Origin of the sequence: Pontibacter sp. FD36 (assembly GCF_015686655.1) — a bacterium.
Classification (GTDB): Bacteria; Bacteroidota; Bacteroidia; order Cytophagales; family Hymenobacteraceae; genus Pontibacter.
Genome location: NZ_JADPMP010000004.1, coordinates 154,271 through 174,543 on the forward strand (window position 1 = coordinate 154,271; position 20,273 = coordinate 174,543).

Annotated in this window: 18 protein-coding genes and 1 tRNA gene; 8 read left to right on the forward strand and 11 right to left on the reverse strand. The window is 46.3% G+C overall.

The genetic code is table 11. From position 1 onward, the window contains the following. The first annotated feature begins 34 nt into the window (after nt 1-34). Nucleotides 35-496: a hypothetical protein gene (locus I0P70_RS06955; RefSeq protein ID WP_196115926.1), complete on the forward strand. Its 462-nt coding sequence runs from the start codon at nt 35-37 to the stop codon at nt 494-496. Nucleotides 497-507: 11 nt separating this feature from the next. On the opposite strand, the gene I0P70_RS06960 is transcribed toward I0P70_RS06955, so the two are convergent. From I0P70_RS06960 to I0P70_RS07000, 9 genes are all read right to left on the reverse strand, one after another. Continuing rightward, on the reverse strand, nt 508-1,569 hold the full coding sequence (locus tag I0P70_RS06960; protein ID WP_196115928.1) for a methyltransferase domain-containing protein: 1,062 nt from the start codon (nt 1,567-1,569) through the stop codon (nt 508-510). 90 nt (nt 1,570-1,659) lie between these two features. Further along, nucleotides 1,660-2,412, reverse strand: coding sequence for an AraC family transcriptional regulator (locus tag I0P70_RS06965; protein WP_230392046.1), 753 nt, complete (start codon nt 2,410-2,412; stop codon nt 1,660-1,662). A gap of 447 nt (nt 2,413-2,859) precedes the next feature. Continuing rightward, nucleotides 2,860-4,311 (reverse strand): L-lactate permease, encoded by a 1,452-nt coding sequence (locus I0P70_RS06970; protein WP_196115931.1) that lies wholly within the window; start codon nt 4,309-4,311, stop codon nt 2,860-2,862. A 35-nt stretch (nt 4,312-4,346) separates the two neighbouring features. Beyond that, nucleotides 4,347-5,339, reverse strand: a complete 993-nt coding sequence (locus I0P70_RS06975; RefSeq protein ID WP_196115934.1) for a 2-hydroxyacid dehydrogenase — start codon at nt 5,337-5,339, stop codon at nt 4,347-4,349. A 54-nt stretch (nt 5,340-5,393) separates the two neighbouring features. Further along, nucleotides 5,394-7,313: an ATP-dependent DNA helicase RecQ gene (locus I0P70_RS06980; RefSeq protein ID WP_196115936.1), complete on the reverse strand. Its 1,920-nt coding sequence runs from the start codon at nt 7,311-7,313 to the stop codon at nt 5,394-5,396. Between the two features lie 57 nt (nt 7,314-7,370). After that, nucleotides 7,371-7,532 (reverse strand): hypothetical protein, encoded by a 162-nt coding sequence (locus tag I0P70_RS06985; protein WP_196116313.1) that lies wholly within the window; start codon nt 7,530-7,532, stop codon nt 7,371-7,373. Then, nucleotides 7,510-8,310, reverse strand: a complete 801-nt coding sequence (locus I0P70_RS06990; protein WP_230392047.1) for a hypothetical protein — start codon at nt 8,308-8,310, stop codon at nt 7,510-7,512. The genes I0P70_RS06985 and I0P70_RS06990 overlap by 23 nt, the downstream gene beginning before the upstream one ends. Before the next feature lie 295 nt (nt 8,311-8,605). Then, nucleotides 8,606-9,271 (reverse strand): ABC transporter ATP-binding protein, encoded by a 666-nt coding sequence (locus tag I0P70_RS06995; RefSeq protein WP_196115939.1) that lies wholly within the window; start codon nt 9,269-9,271, stop codon nt 8,606-8,608. Between the two features lie 112 nt (nt 9,272-9,383). Next, entirely contained in the window at nt 9,384-10,472 is a 1,089-nt protein-coding gene (locus I0P70_RS07000) for an AI-2E family transporter (RefSeq protein ID WP_196115941.1), read from the reverse strand. Between the two features lie 564 nt (nt 10,473-11,036). Here I0P70_RS07000 and I0P70_RS07005 point away from each other — a divergent pair. Further along, a complete protein-coding gene (locus I0P70_RS07005) occupies nt 11,037-11,573 on the forward strand; it encodes an SRPBCC family protein (RefSeq protein ID WP_196115945.1) in 537 nt (178 codons plus the stop codon). Between the two features lie 218 nt (nt 11,574-11,791). Beyond that, on the forward strand, nt 11,792-12,994 hold the full coding sequence (gene sucC, locus I0P70_RS07010) for an ADP-forming succinate--CoA ligase subunit beta (RefSeq protein ID WP_196115947.1): 1,203 nt from the start codon (nt 11,792-11,794) through the stop codon (nt 12,992-12,994). A 56-nt stretch (nt 12,995-13,050) separates the two neighbouring features. On the opposite strand, the gene I0P70_RS07015 is transcribed toward sucC, so the two are convergent. Next, entirely contained in the window at nt 13,051-13,467 is a 417-nt protein-coding gene (locus I0P70_RS07015; RefSeq protein WP_196115950.1) for an organic hydroperoxide resistance protein, read from the reverse strand. A gap of 191 nt (nt 13,468-13,658) precedes the next feature. Between I0P70_RS07015 and I0P70_RS07020 the strand changes: the two genes are divergently transcribed. Both I0P70_RS07020 and I0P70_RS07025 read left to right on the forward strand, forming a co-directional pair. Continuing rightward, nucleotides 13,659-13,732, forward strand: a tRNA-Arg gene (locus I0P70_RS07020). A 409-nt stretch (nt 13,733-14,141) separates the two neighbouring features. Then, on the forward strand, nt 14,142-14,627 hold the full coding sequence (locus tag I0P70_RS07025) for an SRPBCC family protein (RefSeq protein WP_196115953.1): 486 nt from the start codon (nt 14,142-14,144) through the stop codon (nt 14,625-14,627). Between the two features lie 126 nt (nt 14,628-14,753). Here the strand turns inward: I0P70_RS07025 and I0P70_RS07030 are convergent, their stop codons facing one another. Then, complete coding sequence (locus I0P70_RS07030) at nt 14,754-15,602, reverse strand: HNH endonuclease (protein ID WP_196115956.1); 849 nt, start codon at nt 15,600-15,602, stop codon at nt 14,754-14,756. 149 nt (nt 15,603-15,751) lie between these two features. Here I0P70_RS07030 and I0P70_RS07035 point away from each other — a divergent pair, with 149 nt between their 5' ends. Genes I0P70_RS07035 through I0P70_RS07045 form a run of 3 tightly spaced genes read left to right on the forward strand, consistent with a single transcriptional unit; the run spans nt 15,752 to nt 20,263 of the window. Next, complete coding sequence (locus tag I0P70_RS07035; RefSeq protein WP_196115958.1) at nt 15,752-18,046, forward strand: UvrD-helicase domain-containing protein; 2,295 nt, start codon at nt 15,752-15,754, stop codon at nt 18,044-18,046. After that, a complete protein-coding gene (locus I0P70_RS07040) occupies nt 18,021-18,731 on the forward strand; it encodes a DarT ssDNA thymidine ADP-ribosyltransferase family protein (protein ID WP_230392048.1) in 711 nt (236 codons plus the stop codon). The genes I0P70_RS07035 and I0P70_RS07040 overlap by 26 nt, the downstream gene beginning before the upstream one ends. Further along, on the forward strand, nt 18,731-20,263 hold the full coding sequence (locus tag I0P70_RS07045; RefSeq protein ID WP_196115960.1) for an ADP-ribosylglycohydrolase family protein: 1,533 nt from the start codon (nt 18,731-18,733) through the stop codon (nt 20,261-20,263). Before I0P70_RS07040 ends, I0P70_RS07045 begins: the two co-directional genes overlap by 1 nt. Nucleotides 20,264-20,273: the final 10 nt, after the last annotated feature.

Here is a 20,273-nt window from a genome sequence, read left to right on the forward strand (position 1 = left end):
GCCTTCCCCCTAACAGCTTCTACTTACGATTATCATGGTTCTAAAATTACGCACCCTTGCGCCCTTTCTGGCGCTTTTGTTGTTGCTCACAAGCGGCTGCGACAAAGAAAAAGAAGAAGAAATGCCGATCCCTGAGTCCCCTGTGTACAACAAAGAGGTGGCCTTCAAAATTTTTACGGAAACAGATTACAGTGAAGCCCGCTGGCAGGATTCTAAATTGAACCTGACCCTCAGGTTGCGCCGCATCAGCACCACATTGCCCAAAGACGAGATCGTGCTGGACACTACCTTCGGTTGGATGCCATTCCAGGAGCTGCCCCTCAGGACTACGCCCCTGCAGCTGGACAAACAACTGCGGGAAATTCATAAAGAGCAGGACCAGCTGGTGCTGGACGTAACCAAAGTCGTATCCATCAACGGTTACGAAACAGTGTTTCACTACGACCAGACATTGGACCACGACAAGCGACAGGAGACAGTAGAAGTCAAACTCTAGTTACTGGCACTTTAGCGCCGCAGTTCATATACCTTGTCGTATAGGGTTTCCGCTACCTTACGGAAAACTGAAAAACCAGCTGCTGTGGATGCTCGGTGCAGTTCGTGCTCGTGTCCGTCAATACCGCGCTCTACCCGGTATATATGCTCTTCCAAAACAGGCAATACTTTGGAGGAGCGCAGACGCTGGTACTGCTCTTCGCTTACGATGTTGCTGTCCTTGGCTTCCGCTATCACCAGCACACCGTCTGCTTTAAGTACCTGATAACATTCAGAGAGCAGATCCTGTAAGCTGTCCCCCATGCAGTCCAAAGTTTCGATAAGCGTGATCAGGTCATACTCGTAAGCATACACCTGCTCTTCGGTGGCCCACTCAAAGTGCGCATTCACGATATGCTTCTCTTTGGCAAGCAGATTAGCTCGCTCTACAGAGGAGATATACCTGTCAAAACCCAGAAAGGTCGATTTAGGAAATACGCGAGCCATCACCAGCGTCGAAGCCCCGTGGCGACCGCAGCCCAGATCCGCTACCAGTATACCTGTTTCCAGTTTCTCAGAAAGCCCTTCCACAGCAGGAATCCAGTTATGCAGCAGACTAGCCAGGTACTCCTCACTGAAAAACCGGCCAGATACATCTTCAGGCAATAAGTTAAATCCTTTGGCATGGCTACTTCCTGTTGGCAGTGTCACATCATGGGGTTTGCCATGCTGGTCTCCATTTCCTTTCAGGAAGCGGTTACCTATGTAATGGGGGCTGGTTGGGTCGGTCAGCGCAATGGCATGCGCCTCGGGTAGACAGAAGGTGTCGGCTTCTGGTTCGTGCAGGAGGTAGCCATCCGCAGCCAGGCTGTCCGCCCATCGCTTGACCAGTTTGATGCTAGCTCCGGCGCTTCGGGCAATCTGACCTACAGTCATAGGTCCTGCATTGACCATTGCTTTGTAAAGCCCCAGTTGGCTGCCCAGAAAAGACATCCTGACTCGCTCGGCAGCACTCAGGTCTTCCAGCACGTGATGAGCAAAATCCTCTACCCGCTCCGGCCTGACCTGGTTTCGATGTATTGTATTCTCTTCCATAGTAGTAGTGTTTAGTTTGAGGATAACACTCTAAAATTAAAATACTTACAACATAAAGTATTGTATGAATTTCGGAATAATTTGTGCAGACTAGAAGTTTTTGCGAATCTCTAACGGAGTCTGTCCGGTTTTGCGCTTGATGAAGTGACTGAAATGGGACTGGTCCTCAAAATGCAACGCATAGGCTATCTCGGCCATACTCATTTTTGTATGGCTGAGCAGCGTGCGGGCTTCCTGTAAGAGCCGGTTTTGGATCATTTCGTGCGGGGGCTTGCCGGTAGTACTTTTTACAACGTCAGCCAGGTGCTTCGGTGTGATATTGAGTAAGCTGGCATATTGCTGCACCTCATGCATTTCGCGGAAGTGCTCGTCGACCAGGTGCTGGAAGCCGCTTGTCAATTGCACGGCACGAGTAGCTTTCTCTTTGATGTAGACCGTGTACCTGGCTTTGTAGCAGTCACGGATGAGCAAGAGCAGGATATGAATATAATTTCGGATCAGTTGTGTTTTCTCCCTCGAATGGCCATTGTATACTTCTATGATGTCCTCAAAAGACCGCTGCAACAGTTTGCTTTCATATGAGGTGAGGCTGATGACATGCTCGGCATCCAGATCAAAGAATGGAAATTGTTCTGACAGGGCTCCCTGCATGACTGGCTCCATGAACTCCGTTGTAAATTCTATACAGAAGCCCCTGCAGTCTTTGATGTTAGTGGAAGCGTAAAGCACATTGGCCGGCACAATCACCAGATCATGCGGCATGAGCCAGCGGTGCTTATCATCAAGGCGTACATCGTGGAGGCCATCGAGGAGGAGGTAAATCAGGTTAAAGTTTCTCCGCAAAGCTGGAATCCCCAGCTTTGGGTCAACATGTTGGTGCCTTTCCTCCATACGCCCTGGCAGGAACTGAAGGCCCGGATCATAGGGCCGTGTATCGTGGTTTATTTTTCTTTCAAAGGCAGCAATTGTTTCAAAGGTCAATATTTCATTTCTGGGCACAAATACCTTATTAAATTTCCCTACTTACCCTCCATCGTCTATTTCGCCCGTAATGTGAAGGATGCTCCCCCTGCCTATCGCTCTTTGTTCTCACTTGACTCTGTTGCTCACTAAAAACGGCAGGGTTCCTCTATTTATCATAACATTATTTCACCCAAAAAAGTAGCAATTTTTATACATTTAGTTAAAGCATAGATCCGCTTTTGGGTGAATCGCACTGAGACACTGATATAGGGCCATAAAGCGTAAGTTAACAAAACCTGTAGCAGAAAAGGGAGCAAATTAATTGCATCAGAATAGCGTCAGAGCGAGCCAGCCAAATGCGCCGGCCAGTGCTCCCGCCAGGAGCGTGGGCAGCATATTGGCAGCTAGGATGGCCTTGTAGTTCTGGATGTTTGCCACTGATGCCGCCGCGATAATGTTGAACAGGCAAATCGCATTGCCCAGTCCGGCACCACTCAGCTGCAGCGTCAGCAGCACATTGGGATTGAGCCCCAGCACGGCGGCCGTCTCGAGTTGCGAAGCCCCGAACACGACGTTGGAAATGGTGGTGCTACCTGTGATGAAAGCGCCCATAATGCCCACAAAAGGTGCAAACACCACATAGACAGGTCCCAGGCCGCTTAACATTTCAGAGATGTACCGAACCATGGAAGGCTGCGTGACACCTGAGTGGATCATCAGTTGGGCAATGGCGATGGAAGGGAAAAGCACGGCAAAGACGGCCAGCATCTTTTTGAGTGGCTCTGCCAGGTATAGGGACTTACTCCGGTACAGCATCGCAACCCCTAGTCCCACCGCCGCAAAGGGCAGCAAGGGGGAGGCAAGTGGCCTGATGGCAGCTCGTATACTTGTACCGAACATATTTTCAAAGGCCAACTCCCAACCCAGCCAACTCCGCAACAGAGGAGAGAGCTTTGGCAACAACAGCATAACTGCGAGCAGCGCATAAGGCAACCAGGGCTTCAAATTAATCTTTAAATTTTTCTGCCGCAGGTATAGCACTGACAACCCCAGCATGGTCAGGGCGGCCAGCACGGTGGCAAGCTCGGCAGCTAGCCAGGCCAGCAGCAGAAAAGGCAAGGCGATGAACAGGTATAGCAACAGCACTTGCCTGCGGTGCTGCAAGTCACCATGGCTGCGTGTCACCATCCGGAATACCAGCCAAAGGATCAGTAGGCCAACGAGCACATTGATTCCTGCTGCCATCCAGGCGATATCGCGTATGGCAGCATCAGACAGACCCAGAGGAACTTGCAGGCCTGTGAGCAAAGGTGTACCGACGGCTCCGAAAATAGCGAACAAGCCATCGAAGAGCAGTACTACCGCCACCGACAGCACGGCATCAAAACCCAGGGCGATCAGTATAAGTGGCACAATGGCACCCGGCGTACCGAACCCAGCCACTCCCTCAAAAAAAGCGGTCAGCCCGATAGCCAGCAGAAAAAAGCGTAACTCCTTGGAAGGGTGTAATTGATCGAGCGAATGGGTGATCTGGTTGATCAGACCATTCCGGGACATGATGTTGTAGAGAAACGTGGCCCCCAGTACAATCATCAGAATATTGATGGTCGTGAGCAGCGACGCCCCCATTGCGGCCAGAAAATGTGCTACCGAAGCGCCCCAGTAAAAGAACAGGACAGTCGTAAAGATCGCCCCAACCAGCACCGCCACTTTCACTCCTCTGGTAAGGGAGAGCACAACCAGCAGCAGAATAGGCAACAAGGAGAGCAGGTAGGGCATCTTGTCGATCGATAGCGAAGGTATAGAGGTATAGCTTAGGCCTTTACTTCATTTTCCAATTGCTTCCCTTGTTCAAAGTCAGCAATATTTTGCAAGGTAACACCTGCTATACTTTCAAGGGCATTGCTGGTGAAGAAGGCCTGGTGCCCCGTGATCAGCACGTTGTTGAACGAGAGCAACCGCATGAACACATCGTCCTGTATCACCCGATCTGACAGATCTTCGAAGAAAAGATCGGCTTCCTCTTCATACACATCGATGCCCAGATACTTGATATGCCCACTCTTGAGTGCGGAAATGACCGCTTTGGTATCCACGAGCGCTCCCCGGCTGGTGTTGATGAGCATCACACCTGGTTTCATTTGGGTGATGGTTTCTTTATTGATAATATGGTGGGTTTGCGGCGTGAGCGGACAGTGCAAGGAGATAATGTCGGAGTTGGCGTAAAGGCTACTCAAGTCGGTGAATTCTATACCTATCTCGTCAAATTCATCCCGCTTTTCAATGTCATAGCCCAGCACGCGGCAGCCAAAGCCTTTCAGTATTTTTGCTGTCACAAGCCCGATCTTTCCGAGTCCGATCAGGCCAACGGTCTTGCCGTTGAGGTCGAAGCCCATCAGGCCATTTAGCGCGAAGTTGCCTTCTTTCACGCGGTTGTAGGCGCGGTGTGTTTTGCGGTTGAGCGTCAGTATGAGTGCCAGGGTATGCTCTGCTACCGAGTAGGGCGAGTAGGCTGGCACACGCACCACTTTCATACCCAGTTCTGCAGCTGCACCAAGGTCTACGTTGTTGAAACCGGCACATCGGAGCGCGATCAATTTCACTCCCTGCTCTGCCAGCAACTGCAGCACTTCGGCATTGGCGGTGTCATTCACAAATATGCAGACAGCCCCATTACCTTTGGCCAGCACAGCGGTGTTCTTGTTAAGCGGTACCTCCAGATAGCTGAGTTTGTGCTGGTGCGATTTGTTTGCGGCATTAAAAAAAGTGCTGTCGTATACCTTGGAGCTGAAAAAGAGTACGTTCATATCGCGGCGGTTTTGATGAGCAGGTATAAGACTATACGCAAAACCTCCGGTGGGTTATACCTGTTCTGCCGCCAGGTATAGCTTGCCACTCTCGGCGTACTTGATAATGCCTGTGTCCAGGAGTTCACGCAGCAATTCGGTTACCGCTTCGCTGTGTTTGGTTTCAAATTGCTGCACGAGTTCTTTCGGCAGCAGATTTTTGCGCTGCACGGCCTCCAGCAACTTCTGCCGCAAAGCCAGCTGCTCCTGCCCTTCCCGCTCCTTCTTGCGCTGCGCCAGGCAGTAGTCACAGATGCGGCAGCTCTTGTCACTGACTTCGGCAAAGTACTCCAACAGCAACTGTGTGCGGCAGCGGTCAGTGGTCTCTACATAGTGCGCCATTTCCTGGGCCTGCTTCATGGCACGATCGCGGAGTTGGTCCAGCTTTTTGTGGTTGAGCGGCAGATTGGCGGCATCCAGACGGGGCGCTGTGAAAACCAGCTGTGGTGCATCGTGCTGTGGCTCGTACACCAGCACCTGTAGCTTGTGCAGGTACTCGAGCTTGCGGCGCACCTCCTGCTCCGGCTTCTTAAGCTGCTCGGCCAATTTGCGCTCCGATATCTTCACAAAGCCCGTGAAAGCCTCGCCGCCATACATGCGCAGGATCAGGCGGAGCAGGGCATCGTGCTCGGCATTGGCCACTTGAAACTCGTAAAGCGCCATGTTGTCGAGCAGCAGGTATAGCCGCGAAGGACTGTAATAAGCTTCGTTGAGTTGCACGTAGCCCTCCCCTTCCAGTCGCTTGATGGCGTGGTGCGTTTCGAGGGCCGACAGTTTGTAGTTTTTGGAAAAAGCAGCCAGGTCGAAATCGAAACTGCCCATGAAGCCGCTGCCCACCGCAATTTGGTAATAATTAGCCAGGCATTGGTATACCCGCCGGATCAGCTCCATTGGCGGATGCGCCTCATTCACTTTCTGCAGCAGATCCTTGGTGTCGCTCGGGCCGTAAAGCAGCGTGGCATAAGCGTACTTTTCATCACGGCCGGCGCGACCTGCTTCTTGGTAGTAAGCCTCCAGACTCTCCGGCAGATCGAGGTGCACCACCAGTCTTACATCGGGTTTATCGATGCCCATCCCGAAGGCATTGGTTGCCACCATTACCCGTACCTTGTCCTCGATCCAGGCCTGCTGTACCTTGTTGCGCTCATCAAACTTAAGCCCCGCATGGTAGGCCGCCGCAGGTATACGCCGGCTCTGCAGAAAGCGGGCTATCTCAACCGTTTGCCGACGGCTGCGCACGTATACGATGGACTGCCCCGGCATGCGTTGCAGGATCTCAAGCAGGCGACCCACTTTGTCTTCGGTGTACAGGCAGGAGTACGACAGATTGGCCCGGGCAAAGCTCTTGATAAACACGTTTGGCTTTTTGAAAGCCAGTTTCTCCTGTATGTCTACGCGCACCTGTTCGGTAGCCGTAGCCGTGAGGGCCAGCACAGGTATAGCCGGCAGTGTTTCGCGCAGGGCAGCCAGCTCAAGGTATGGCGGACGGAAGTCGTAGCCCCATTGCGAAATACAGTGCGCCTCATCCACAGCCAGCAGGCTGACCTTCATACGCTTTACCCGCTCCTGAAACAGCTCGGTTCGCAAACGCTCCGGCGACAGGTATAGAAACTTGACATTGCCATACACGCAGTTGTCCATGGCAATGTCGATCTCGCGTCGGTTCATCCCTGAGAAGATAGCCACGGCAGATATACCACGCTTCTTCAGCTGCTCTACCTGGTCTTTCATCAGCGCGATCAGCGGCGTGACCACAATACAGATTCCCTCCATGGCCATGGCTGGCACTTGAAAGCAGATCGACTTGCCCCCACCCGTCGGCAACAGCGCCAGCGTATCCTGCCCCGCCAGCACCGAGCGGATAATATCTTCCTGCAGCGGCCTGAATTGGTCGTAGCCCCAGTAGGTTTTGAGTATGTGGTGGATGTCTTGCAAGGGTGTGTGCTTTACAAAGGCGAAGATAAGGCATATCGGCTAAACTAGCTGCCCGGCTTAAGGCAGGACTTTGAAAAATATGCCGATAGGTATAGCCGGTAGGTATAGCCGGTAGGTATAGCCGATAGGTATAGCCGATAGGTATAAAAAAAGCCCGACTCTAAGGAGGCGGGCTTTTAAGTGCGGTAGTTTCAGATTAAGCGGCAGCAGACTGACCATCTTCACGGTCTTCGATCACTTTTTTCAGCTTTTCGATTGCCTGCGCAGCACGCTCTTCGTCAAATCTATTGATGTTAAGCAGCATCTTTGTTTTTTCCTGGCGTGTGATCACCGGGTTGTTCAGCAGTCGGATGATTTCCTCTTTCTGCTTGGCTGAGGCGTATCGCACTCCAGCTACCTGCTCATCAACCTCGGCTTTCTCAGCCACAGGAGTGGCAGACGCAGCTTTCATGGTTGCCTTCTTCTCTGTTGGCACAGCTGGTTTGGCTGACGATTCGTTGCCGCCATAGTCCATTTCCTCCACCGGAGTTGGCTCGTAACCAGCCGCACGGATGATCCAGGCCAGAATGTTACGATAAGCCTTACCTATCGCACGCGTCTGCGCCATCGAGGCGATCGCAAATTCCTGGTAGTACTTCTTGCCCTGCTCTTTGTTAGAGCAAATCGCAAAACCGGCACCCACCACCTGCTGACTACGCAGGTCTAGCAGGTTTACCTTCGCCTGGTATTTAATTTCCTCGTCGGTGCTGATGTTCACCACATGCTCCACCACCGGCAGGATACCCAGACGAGATCCGGCGTACTGCCAGCCTTCTACGTTCACATACTCTTTCCCTTGTATATTTTGATATAACCTGTTCTCTTTTATAAACTTAGCCAGGTCAACAGCTAAGTGAAGCGTCTCATCAGATTTAGCTATATCATAGCTCTCAACCTTCGGCTTTCTCTCCACTTTTGTTTCTTTATTCACTTGACTCATACTTTCGTTAGTTTTCATGTTTTAGTATATATATCAAACATACCTGCTCCTGAAATGGTGCAAAAAAACTAAAAAAATATCCATTATAATCACCTGGCAATCAGGCATTTATAAAATAATTTTAGTCAGGTATATTTCCCCGAAACCAGCCTCTATTTTTAGCACAAAAAGGCAAAGGGGGGATATATTGTACGTGAAAACTGCAATTGAGGTAGTCGGGTGAACCGGAAGGCCAGTCAAAACAGAAGGCATGGGAAATATTTGCCCAGGCGATAGTCGCTTATAGCACTGTAAACAGCGGATCAGGTATAGCTTAGGCCCTTACTTCCTGCACGATCAAGCCGTCTTTCATGATCAGGGTGCGGTCGGCCATGGTAGCCAGCTGCTCGTTGTGCGTCACGATCACGAAGGTCTGGTTGAACTCGTCGCGCAGCTTAAAGAAAATCTCGTGCAGCTCCTGGGCGTTTTTGGAGTCGAGGTTACCACTGGGCTCATCGGCGAAAATGATGCGGGGTGAGTTGATCAGAGCACGGGCCACTGCTGTGCGCTGCTGCTCGCCACCCGACATTTCGGAGGGCTTGTGGTGCATGCGGTGGCTCAGGTTGAGCATGCTCAGCAATTCGGCGGCCCGTTCAGTCACCTCCAACTCCGGACGACCGGCCAGAAAGCCCGGCAAGCAGGCATTCTCGAGGGCTGTAAACTCGGGCAGCAGGTTATGGAACTGGAAAATAAAGCCAATGTGCCGGTTACGGAAACGTGCCAGTTCAGTCGGATTGAGGCGGGAAATGTTCTTGTCATCGAACATCACGTCGCCGCTGTCAGCCGAGTCGAGTGTGCCCAGAATGTGCAGCAGCGTACTCTTGCCGGCACCGGAAGCACCTACAATAGAAACAACTTCTCCGGCATGAATGGTCAGATCAATGCCTTTTAGAACTTCTAGCGAACCGTATTTTTTGTGAACGTTGACTACCTGCAGCACAGCTTAACGAATTGGTTTGAAAGTGTTGGACCTTCCAAAGCTACAAAACAAAAGGTATAAGTGCGGTACCTGCTCCCCAAAATTTAGCTTCAGCCTCCCGGTACGACCGCATCTAGGAGCTTGCTGTTCCTGTGCCTGAACTGCCCCCGGCACCAGCTGCTTTAGTTGAATCAGGCCGTTCGAGCACATCCTTGATGTATACTTCCTGCACGATCACCATGACCACTGCCAGCAACGGTGCTGCCAGAAAAAGTCCCAGCCCACCCTGCACGATGCCCAGCAGCACCTGGAAGAACAGCAATAGCGCCGGAGGCAGTGCCACTGTTTTCTGAAAGATAAGAGGCGTCAGCACATAGCCCTCTATACCCTGAATGATACTGTAGACCAGGAGTACCTGCAGCGCCATCTGCGGACTGTCCAGCAAGCCCAGCAGGATGGGCGGCACGCCGGCTATGATAGGCCCTATGTTCGGAATAAAAGCAAAGAAGAAAGCCAGCAGCGCCATCAGAAGCGCCAGTTCCAGCCCTATGATCGTAAAGCCCAGCCATACCGTCCCCCCAATAAGGCACATAGCCAGAAACATGCCCCAAAGCCACTGTCGCAGGGTATCGTAGCACAGGCTGAGCACCTCGTATACCCGGTTGCGCCTCATAACCGGAAACAGCTTCACAAAGCCTTTGGTATAGAGCAGCGGGTTTGCCGCCAGAAATAAGCCTGTGATCAGAACGATCAGTAAGTCAGTAATAATGCTCAGCGTGGAAGTGAACATATTAGTGACGCGCGAAAAAATGGCTTTGGACTCCGGTATCATCTTGCCCGTTCCATTTTCCACCTCGTGGAGCACCTGCTCCCCCCATGTGGTCTCCCGCAGTTTATCTTTCAGATCTTCCCAGGCCTGGGGTATGGAATCGCCCATTTCATTGACCTGCTCCCCGACCGTGGGTGCCACAATGAAGCCCAGGCCGACCAGCATCCCAAAAAGCAAAATGGTTACAATGGTCAGGCTGAGTCCTCTTCCAAAGCCTGTTTTAGCGCTCACCCACTCTGACAGGCTCGTGAAAAGTACCGCCAGCAGTATACCTGCGAACACCAGCAGTAGAAAATGGGTGAGCTGTATAAGCAGGTAAAAGGCTGCCGCCACCAGAAAGAAAATAAAAGCGGCCAGTGCAATTCGGCGAGCATATGTGTAAATGTCTTGCATGTAGCGTTTCTGAGGAATGCAATGTATCCATATCGGATTATGTATATTACTCAGAAACTATATCCATCGTTGCAAAGCAATCATTTGGGAATCTTTATTTATGCACAAACCAGCATCGCTCACAATGGCAAAAACATTGCAATTATTTGTTCCCGATAAACGCAACTTTATTCATAGCATCATAATTTTCTAAGCAGAGTTATGGCAGCAACACGAGGTTTCTGATAAGGAAAAAGCTGCTAAACTGAGTTGATAAGTACTGCATCTTATAAAATCCGGCCTGCCACCCCTATCATCTTTGCCGATAAAAAAGGAGTTTCGTCTTTGATTGCTACAAGATATAAAGCACAAACAGTGAAAACTATAGTGATGATTATAAATGAATAGTTATATTTACATATTCTAATAGCTTTCACTGCCTTAGAGTACTTTGCCAAAAACTGGATGAACCTATCAGGTTGGCTAATTTCAGTTTACGCTTGCAATCGTTATCCTCTGTCTGCAGAGACCAGATAAGGTAAAGGAGATTTTACGAAGCAGTATACACTATACACGTTATACCTTATGCCTACTATCACATTAGAAACGGTTATCGATGCCCCAATATCTATCTGCTTCGACTTATCCAGAAGTATAGACCTGCACGCTATCTCGACTCGCCATTCCGGCCAGCAAGCCATTGCCGGTGTTACAACTGGTCTGATAGGCTACAATGAAACGGTTACCTGGAGAGCGAAGCATTTTTTCCTTTGGCTTAACATAAGCAGCCGGATCACGGTTTTTGATCAGCCCCGCTATTTCGCCGAAGAGATGGAAAAGCGTTCCTTTATAAAATTCAAGCACGAACGCTATTTTGAGGAAACTGCTGAAGGCTCCATCATGGTTGATGTCTTTAACTATACATCTCCTTTCGGGGCATTGGGAATCATGTTAGACAAGCTGTTTCTGCAAAAATATATTACCGCTCTGCTCCAGAAGAAAAATAGGGTAATTAAGCATTTTGCTGAGACAGGCAGGTGGAAATCTGTATTAAAAGGGTATTCCAGCACTCCCCGGTCTTATCAGCCTAAACCTGACAGGCTAGTGTTGGCGCATGCCTGATTCCAGGTACATACAAGTAGGATAATCCCTGCACGTTAGACACCTCACTTCATTTAGGCATGTAATTGCTAACAAGGCTGCACCTGAGGATCCCGTCTGATAGCATGTAGCGTCTTGGCCAGCTATAGCGCTGTGCACTCCCGTTTATATTTTAAAAACCTATTACTTGAATTTAAGCCGATAAACGATTACTTTCGTGCGACCATTAAATTGAAAGCATGAACATACACGAATATCAGGCTAAAGAAATTCTGAAAAGCTACGGCGTTCGCATACAGGAAGGCATCGTGGCAGAAACGCCAGACCAGGCTGTAAAAGCGGCAATGAAACTGACCGAGGAAACCGGTACAGGCTGGCACGTGATCAAAGCGCAAATTCATGCGGGTGGCCGTGGTAAAGGCGGTGGTGTGAAACTGGCGAAGAACCTGGATCAGGTGAAGCAGATCGCAAACGACATCCTGGGCATGACCCTTGTAACGCATCAAACTGGTCCTGAGGGCAAACTGGTACAGAAAGTATTAGTGGCGCAGGACGTATACTATCCTGGCGAATCTGATCCGAAGGAGTACTACCTGAGCATCCTGCTGGACCGCGCCAAAGGCCGCAACGTGATCATGGCATCTACTGAAGGTGGTATGGACATCGAGGAAGTGGCTGAGAAAACTCCAGAGAAGATCATCAAAGAGTGGATCGACCCGGCTATCGGCTTGCGTCCATTCCAGGCAAATAAAATTGCTTTTGCATTCGGTTTGCAAGGCGAGGCTTTCAAAGAAATGGTGAAATTCATCACTAACCTTTACAAAGCGTATGTAGAGACAGATTCTTCAATGTTCGAGATCAATCCTGTGTTGAAAACTTCAGACAACAAGATTCTGGCTGTAGACGCAAAAGTTGACCTGGATGACAACGCCCTGTTCCGTCACAAGAACCTGGCTGCCCTGCGCGACATCACGGAAGAAGATCCGTTGGAAGTAGAGGCAAGCGAGTCGAACCTGAACTATGTGAAGCTGGACGGTAACGTTGGCTGTATGGTAAACGGTGCCGGTCTTGCGATGGCAACTATGGACATCATCAAGCTTTCTGGCGGTGAGCCTGCTAACTTCCTGGACGTAGGGGGTGGGGCAAACGCGCAGACGGTTGAGGCTGGTTTCCGCATCATCCTGAAAGACCCGAATGTGAAGGCTATCCTGATCAACATCTTCGGCGGTATCGTTCGTTGCGACCGTGTTGCCAATGGTGTAGTGGAGGCTTACAAGAACATCGGTGACATCAGCGTGCCAATCATCGTTCGCCTGCAGGGAACAAACGCTGAAGAAGGCGCCCGCATCATCGACGAGTCTGGCCTGAAGGTATACTCTGCCGTAGCTTTGAAAGAAGCTGCTGAAAAAGTGAAGCAGGTATTGGCTGAAGTAGGAGCTTAATCCCTATAATTCATAAAAACAGAAAGGGCTGCCAGTGATGGCAGCCCTTTCTGTTTTTATACAATCTCTAATTCTACATTGATGTTACCCCGCGTACCGATTGAGTAGGGACATACCTCATGTGCTTCGTCCACGAGCTCTTTTGCTTTGTCCTTCTCAAGACCCTGCAAGTGCACCTCCAGCTTCACTCCCAGTCCGTATTTCCCGTCTTCTGACTTGAGCAGATCCACATGTGCTTTCACAGTAGATTCGGGATTAAGGCGGATGTGATGCTTACCGGCAACCAGCAGTAGAGCACTTTGGAAGCAGGCCGCATAGCCCGCCGCAAATAACTGCTCAGGGTTTGACTTCCCCTTCTCCCCTCCCAGGCCCTCAGGTAATGAGAGTGCCATATCAATAACTCCGTCAGACGACGTCACATGGCCTCGGCGGCCTCCTGTAGCAGTTACCTCTGCCGTATACACTTTCTCCATAGCTTTCTGATTCTGTTTGCTTGATTCTAAGTATTATTTAATAACTCTCTATTTATCCATATTGTTTTAGGTATGAACTAATTATGTACTTATATCAATGCTATACCTGCGGAATCTGCCTTTCTGAATTATAATTATTGATCCTAAAATTTCCTTTTTAGCACATTGTTCCTATTTTTGCAACACGGAAAGCACCCGTAGTTCAACTGGATAGAATATCGGATTTCGGCTCCGAGGGTTAGGGGTTCGAATCCTCTCGGGTGCACATTTAATCAAACATTAACGCTGGTTATCTGATTGATAATCAGCGTTTTGTGTTTAAAACAGAGCCTTTTAATCAAACAAATCCTGAAAATGTTTGATTAAAAGGCTCTGTTGTTTGATTAAATTTTATTGCTCATAATTCAAATTGTCATATCTAAGACATTATTTAAAACCAGTTTTAAAGACCTTTCAGAGCAGTTTTACTACATCAAACAGAGTAGTTATCGAATCAATCCTCCGATTTTGTTGCTCTACTGTATGCTTAAAGGTGTAAATTAGATTAGTCTATGAGGACACATGGTATGAATGTCCATTCTATTGAGAACGTGACTATATTGATAGTAGCGATTTTAGCCGTTATCAGACATCTTTACTACTATTCCCTACCCTTTCCTTATATTTAAGCTTCTATGCCCATCATACACCTCGAAACACCTATCAATGCACCAGTAAAAGTGTGCTTCGACTTATCCAGAAGCATCGACTTACATGTTATCTCGACCGAGCATACGGGTGAGCGTGCTGTTGCAGGGGTAACATCGGGGCTTATTGGTCTTGGCGAATCCGTAACGTGGAGGGCAAAGCATTTCGGGGTTTGGCAGCATCTTTCAAGCAAAATCACCGAATATGAACGCCCCTTCTATTTTGCCGATGAAATGGCAGAAGGTGCTTTCAAGCGTTTCAAACATGAACACCACTTCCAAGAATCTGGTAACGGCATAACCATAATGCGAGATGTGTTTGACTACACCTCCCCTTTCGGTATTTGCGGTATGCTCGCTGACAATCTTTTTCTTAAGAGGTATATGACCCAACTGCTGGTGGAGCGAAACAGCGTGATTAAACACTACGCTGAATCTGGAAAATGGGAAAGCTTGTTAAAAGTTGACAGATAGTTGGTCTTGCCCAACTACAATCATCAACACCAGCAATACCGACAATATCACCACCACTATGCTGCATATTATAAAACAAGTTATTATAATGGAGATAAGTTTTGTTATTCCATATTAGAAAACAGCTTATGTTGCTCCAATTAAATCTATTGTGAACTCCCTTCCATTCAGGAATCCATTCAATCTACTAAGGGTCTGCTCTCGGATTTGTAAATCCCCATAATCAAACTCTTTATGGTGATTAGGACAGAGAACAATCAAGTTGCCTAAAATGCTCTGCCCTCCTTCGTTCACAGGTTTCACATGAGCGACCTCAACGTAATTCTGACCTGACTTTGTTCTGACTTCTGAACAGCAATCTGGAAACTGGCACTGATAGTTTGCTACCTGTTTAAGCAGTGATACAATTGTCTGGTCCTTCCGCAGAGTTAGTTCTATAACAGATACCATCTTCTCTGGTGTAACGTGCTGCATGCGACTGTTTAACTCTTCAAGTGCAGTAAGCAGCAAGTCCTCAGTCTTTGCTTCTTTTAGTTGTGCAAGTTCTAAACTGGCATTATCTGTAAACTCAACAAGAAGCTTACAGAACTGATGCTTAGATATATTCTGAAAAGTAACAAAATTGGCGCAAGCACTTTTGAACTCGCTGAATCCAGGCAGTTCATTAAGCAGTATAGGCTGTTCAAAATTGAAACCTGTTCCAAAAGCATTGTAGCGGTTTCCAACTCTCTTAACGCTGTCAATTCTGAAGGACGACCACAGGTAAAAGTCTGACCTCCTACTTTTGCCTCTTACCCCTACTATCATAAAACAATTTTCACCGACAGCTTTATTCACCATATGCCTCTTGGTGAAGAAAAATAAGTTGTCACGGATTTCAGGCTTGAGCCTTATAGATTTCACATCTTGGCTATCTGCATCAGGTAGGTAGCCCATCTTGTCAGCATTATGATATTGAATATAATATTGCTTCATTCTTATAGATTCATGCAGGTTATTAACATATTACTTATTCCAGTTTTACTTAAATATATTTGCTAACTTATAGCGCATATTATATATATTAAGCATAACATACATAATATGTTTTAATTTTGTTTTTTTGTAACTAAAACCTGAAACTGATGCTAAAACCAATAACGTTAATCGGGGAGCAGAAGAGAGTATTATTCTTGCCACCTACTGAACCGATTCAAATCAAAGGTGTTGCTGGAAGCGGCAAGACAACAGTTGCCTTATACCGAGCCAAACACCTGATTGATACACAGAGCAATCTGTTTCAGGCTGCCAAAGTTGCAATCTTTACCTATAATAAAACACTTGCTGCTTATATCAGAGCATTGCGACCACATGTATCTGGTGGCTATCAAAGAGATTCAGACGTAATAAATGAAACAACCCCAAGGGGCTTGAACGTGGAGGTGACAAATTTTCACCGTTGGGCATACCATTTCCTTTATAATAGCGGCTACAAAACAGTAAGCAATACTATTAAAGGGTATGAGCAGATAGACCTTATTGATAAAATCACATCCAATATTTCAGGTACATCCAGCGTATTAAAAAAGAAGACTGAGTTTCTCGTTGAAGAAATATCATGGATGAAAGGGAAACTGTTTACTTCTTTGGGTGATTATCTTGACGCAAAAAGAACTGGCAGAGGCACTGGTGACCGTGTAACAAAAGCAGATAAGGAAGTTATCTGGCAAGTTTACACTGAATATAACAAAGAACTCAAGAGGTTAGGCAAGGTAGATTTTGATGATTATGCAATTCTGGCTATTCATGCAATAGATAATAACCCCAATTTTATTCCTCCTTTCACACATCTAATAATAGATGAAGCACAGGATTTGAATAAAGCACAGGTTGTTGCGATGTCTAAAATTGTTTCATCCGAAACAAAAAGCATTTCCCTTATTGCCGATGCTGCTCAGAGAATTTATAAGAGTGGGTTTACTTGGGGTGAAGTTGGTTTGAATGTGCGAGGAGGTAGAACGATAGAGTTCAAAAAGAACTACCGTAATACTGTCCAGATAGTAAGAGCAGCACTATCACTCCTTGAAAAAGAGCAGGACAAGGATGAATTTACCAAAGTCGAAACGGCTCGCAAAGGGGAAACAAAACCTGTCGTGGGTTATTTTCCTGACTGGAACAGGCAAATGGATTACCTTCATGGGGAACTGGTACAGCTTAAAAAGCAGTATAAGGGAATTGTTATTCTGCACAGAAGTAGAAGTGGAGTAAGAAATGTAGAGCAGTTTCTACGCTCTAAAAATCATGCGGTCGAAATAATATTCAATAATGAAATTGATTATCAAAGCGATGCAATCAAGCTTTGCACACTATCCTCAATCAAAGGTTTAGAGTTTGAAGTAGTAATCGTTGTTGACTGCAATAATGATGTCATTCCGTATCCTTCAGGCTTCAATGATGAAGATGATGAATTTCATATCTCAACCGAAAGGCGTCTGCTATATACATCCATGACAAGAGCAAGGGAGAGGCTATACCTGCTGAGTAGTGGTAAACCTACAAGGTACTTCTCTGAAATAGATGATAGTTTAGTTGATATAGTTGGCAATGCACCAGAGCCTGCAAAGTATGAATTAAAGAAGTGGTGGGAATCACTTGATGATAACTGGAAATCTATTTTCCAAGCTCATGTAGAGATTAGTGAGTATGGTGGTGATTTCAGAGGGCATTACTATACTGTTTTAAATTGGATGTTAGACAGTTATGAAGGTTTCGAATCAGTATTTAAGTTTTACGAACATGTATTCGAACGCCCATTCCTTTTAAATAATAATTTTGACAAATTAGATAAGATATTAAAATTAAGGCACTTAGACCTTTTAGACCTAAATTTAAGCGACTTAACACCTGTTAGCTTTTTAAGTGAGCTAAAATCAATTTGTGCTTTTGGGAATAGAATATCTGATTTAAGCCCTTTATCTAACCTTTCAAAGTTAGAAAATTTAGATGTAGCAGATAATGTTCTGTCTTCAATTGATGCTGTTGCGAATCTTAAATCACTCACAATGTTAAGTTTTGCATCAAATTTCATTACAAGTCTACAGCCAATCAAAAACCTTCACAACTTAATATTCTTAAATGCTATCAATAATGGATTGACCTCATTAGACTATATTGAAAATTTAAAATCACTGTCAATTTTATGGGCATATGAAAATCACATTGTTAATCTTGCTCCCTTACAAAATCTCTCAAACATTGGCGCCCTGTTGATATCTGATAATGAGATTAGAACTATCAAACCCATAATGGATTTACCATTATACTCACTCTGGATAAAAGGGAACCCAATAGATAGAGGTGAATTGTATAACTTCAAAACTAAGCATACCAAGTGTAAGGTTGACATATTTAGAGATGAACCTGATGACCTACCCTTCTAAGAAAATGGATACCAAAATAAATTATAGCAGTTTTGAAGAACAGATATCAATCAGAAAGATTGAATATTTAGTGCATTTTACTCCGACTATCAATTTACTAAGTATCATTGAAAATGGTTATTTGTACTCCCGTACATACCTTGAACATCTGGATATAGAGCAGACTGATATTCTCGATTTTGTGGAGTTTACGGATGAAGTCAGGTATGATGATAAGAACTATATCAACCTGTCGCTATCATTTCCAAACTATTTTCTTCTGAACAGATTCAGAGAGAAAACGGCAAATGAACCTCATATAAACTGGTGTATATTGAAAATCGACCCGAAGTACATCTATCAGCGAGACACTCTGTTTGCTGTAACGAATGCTGCTTCCAGATGTGCAAAACATCAATACGGCATCAGTGGTGATTTGGAGAAGTTCCAGACGCTCTTCAGAGACAGCCTGTCTATCAGTGCCTTCTCAGGCAACCGTATCGTGTCGAGGGGTAGCTTAAAAGCCAAATACCCCACCGATGTACAAGCAGAGATATTAGTGAAGGATAAAATTAATTATGAGGACGTGCTTGCGGTATGCTTCAGGAATGAAAACGACCTTGCATCTGCTAAAGCGGCAATGTCTTTTCTGGATACGAGTAAATTTACCGTTGACGCATCACTTTTTACATCTAACAGAATTTAATGAAGCCTGAAACAAAGTACAAGGGGAGCATAAAGCTGGCAGCTATCGGAGATGCTTTGGGCTGGATAACTGAGTTTGAAAAATCAGCCGAATCTCTTAGTAAAAAATACAGCACAGACCGTATTGAAAAGTTCTATGACTGGCAAAAGAATGTAGGTGGCAGATTCTTAGGCTACACGGATTTTATTAAAGCAGGCTCCTATTCTGATGATACGCAGCTTATGCTGTCTGTAGCAAGAAGTATAAAACAGGGTGGCACTGTAGACCAGCATTATTTTTCAAAAGTTGAGTTACCGAACTGGCTACACTACGCCAGGGGAGGCGGTAGAACGGTCAAGAACGCAGCGGTCAAGATTTCAAGAAAGTCAGCGAAATGGAACAGCAACTTCTATTCTTTCAAAGTCAAAGATACGCTGGTTGACTATAGGGATAGCGGAGCCAACGGTGCTGCTATGAGAATCTTGCCTATAGCGTTAGCTAATCTTGGAGATACTGAAAAGATAAAGGAAGAGATATTTGGAAACAGCATTATAACCCATGGTCACCCGAGAGCGTTACTCGGGGCAATGATATATGGTTATGCAATAAACCAGATACTGCTTTTCAGACCTGAGCATTTTAACCCCCAAAGTTTCATTACACAGATTGGGGCTGATTTTCATCATAAATTCTCATTGGAGTTTCTTAACAAGGCTGACTATCAGCAGTGGCTAAAGGAGTGGAATAAAAACGGTCGGAATTTTAAAACGGAGTATATTAAAATTCTTGACGAAAGCCAGCAGTATCTGAGGGATGTCTACTATGCGTTGCAAAAGGATGTACCTGTAAAGGATACACTAAAACAATTGGGTTGCTTATCTCCTGAGACCAAAGGTTCTGGTACATCAACTGTATTAGCAGGCATTTACTTAACATGCAGATACCATAGCAAGCCATCTGAAGCTATCGTTGAAGCAGTGAATGCACTCGGCACAGATACAGATAGTATTGCCGCATTTACAGGAGGACTTATAGGTGCATTACACGGTCAACAATGCATTCCGCAGAAATGGCGTAAGGTGCAGGATGAAATCTATCTTGAAGAAGTTGCTGACACTTTACTGAATATTTCAGAGAGTAAAGATGAAAGACCTGTAAACGGGATAAAGTTTGAAGTGCATAAAAGCCTCAATGAAATCTCCAATGATGATTTTCAGTTGGAAGAAGTTGTTTCATTTAACCCACTTGGCATTGGAACGATTAATAAGATTGACCGACAGAATACTTTAACCAACGGCAAGTATAACCTTATCCTGGATGTTGAGTTTACAATTGGTCAGACTTGTGTATTTTCAAAAGTATTCGATTCAAAAGTTATAAATCAAACAGACAATAAGGAGGTCGATTCAAAAATTGATATCCAACATGTACTTAAAGTCGCAAAGCATAAACTGAGCGATAAAGAGTACAAGTCATTACAGAGTTACTTGGTTAAAAGAAATGACAACGGGTCTGAACTGCTTGAACTACTTTTGCTATTAATAAACAGATAGAATGCTGCAA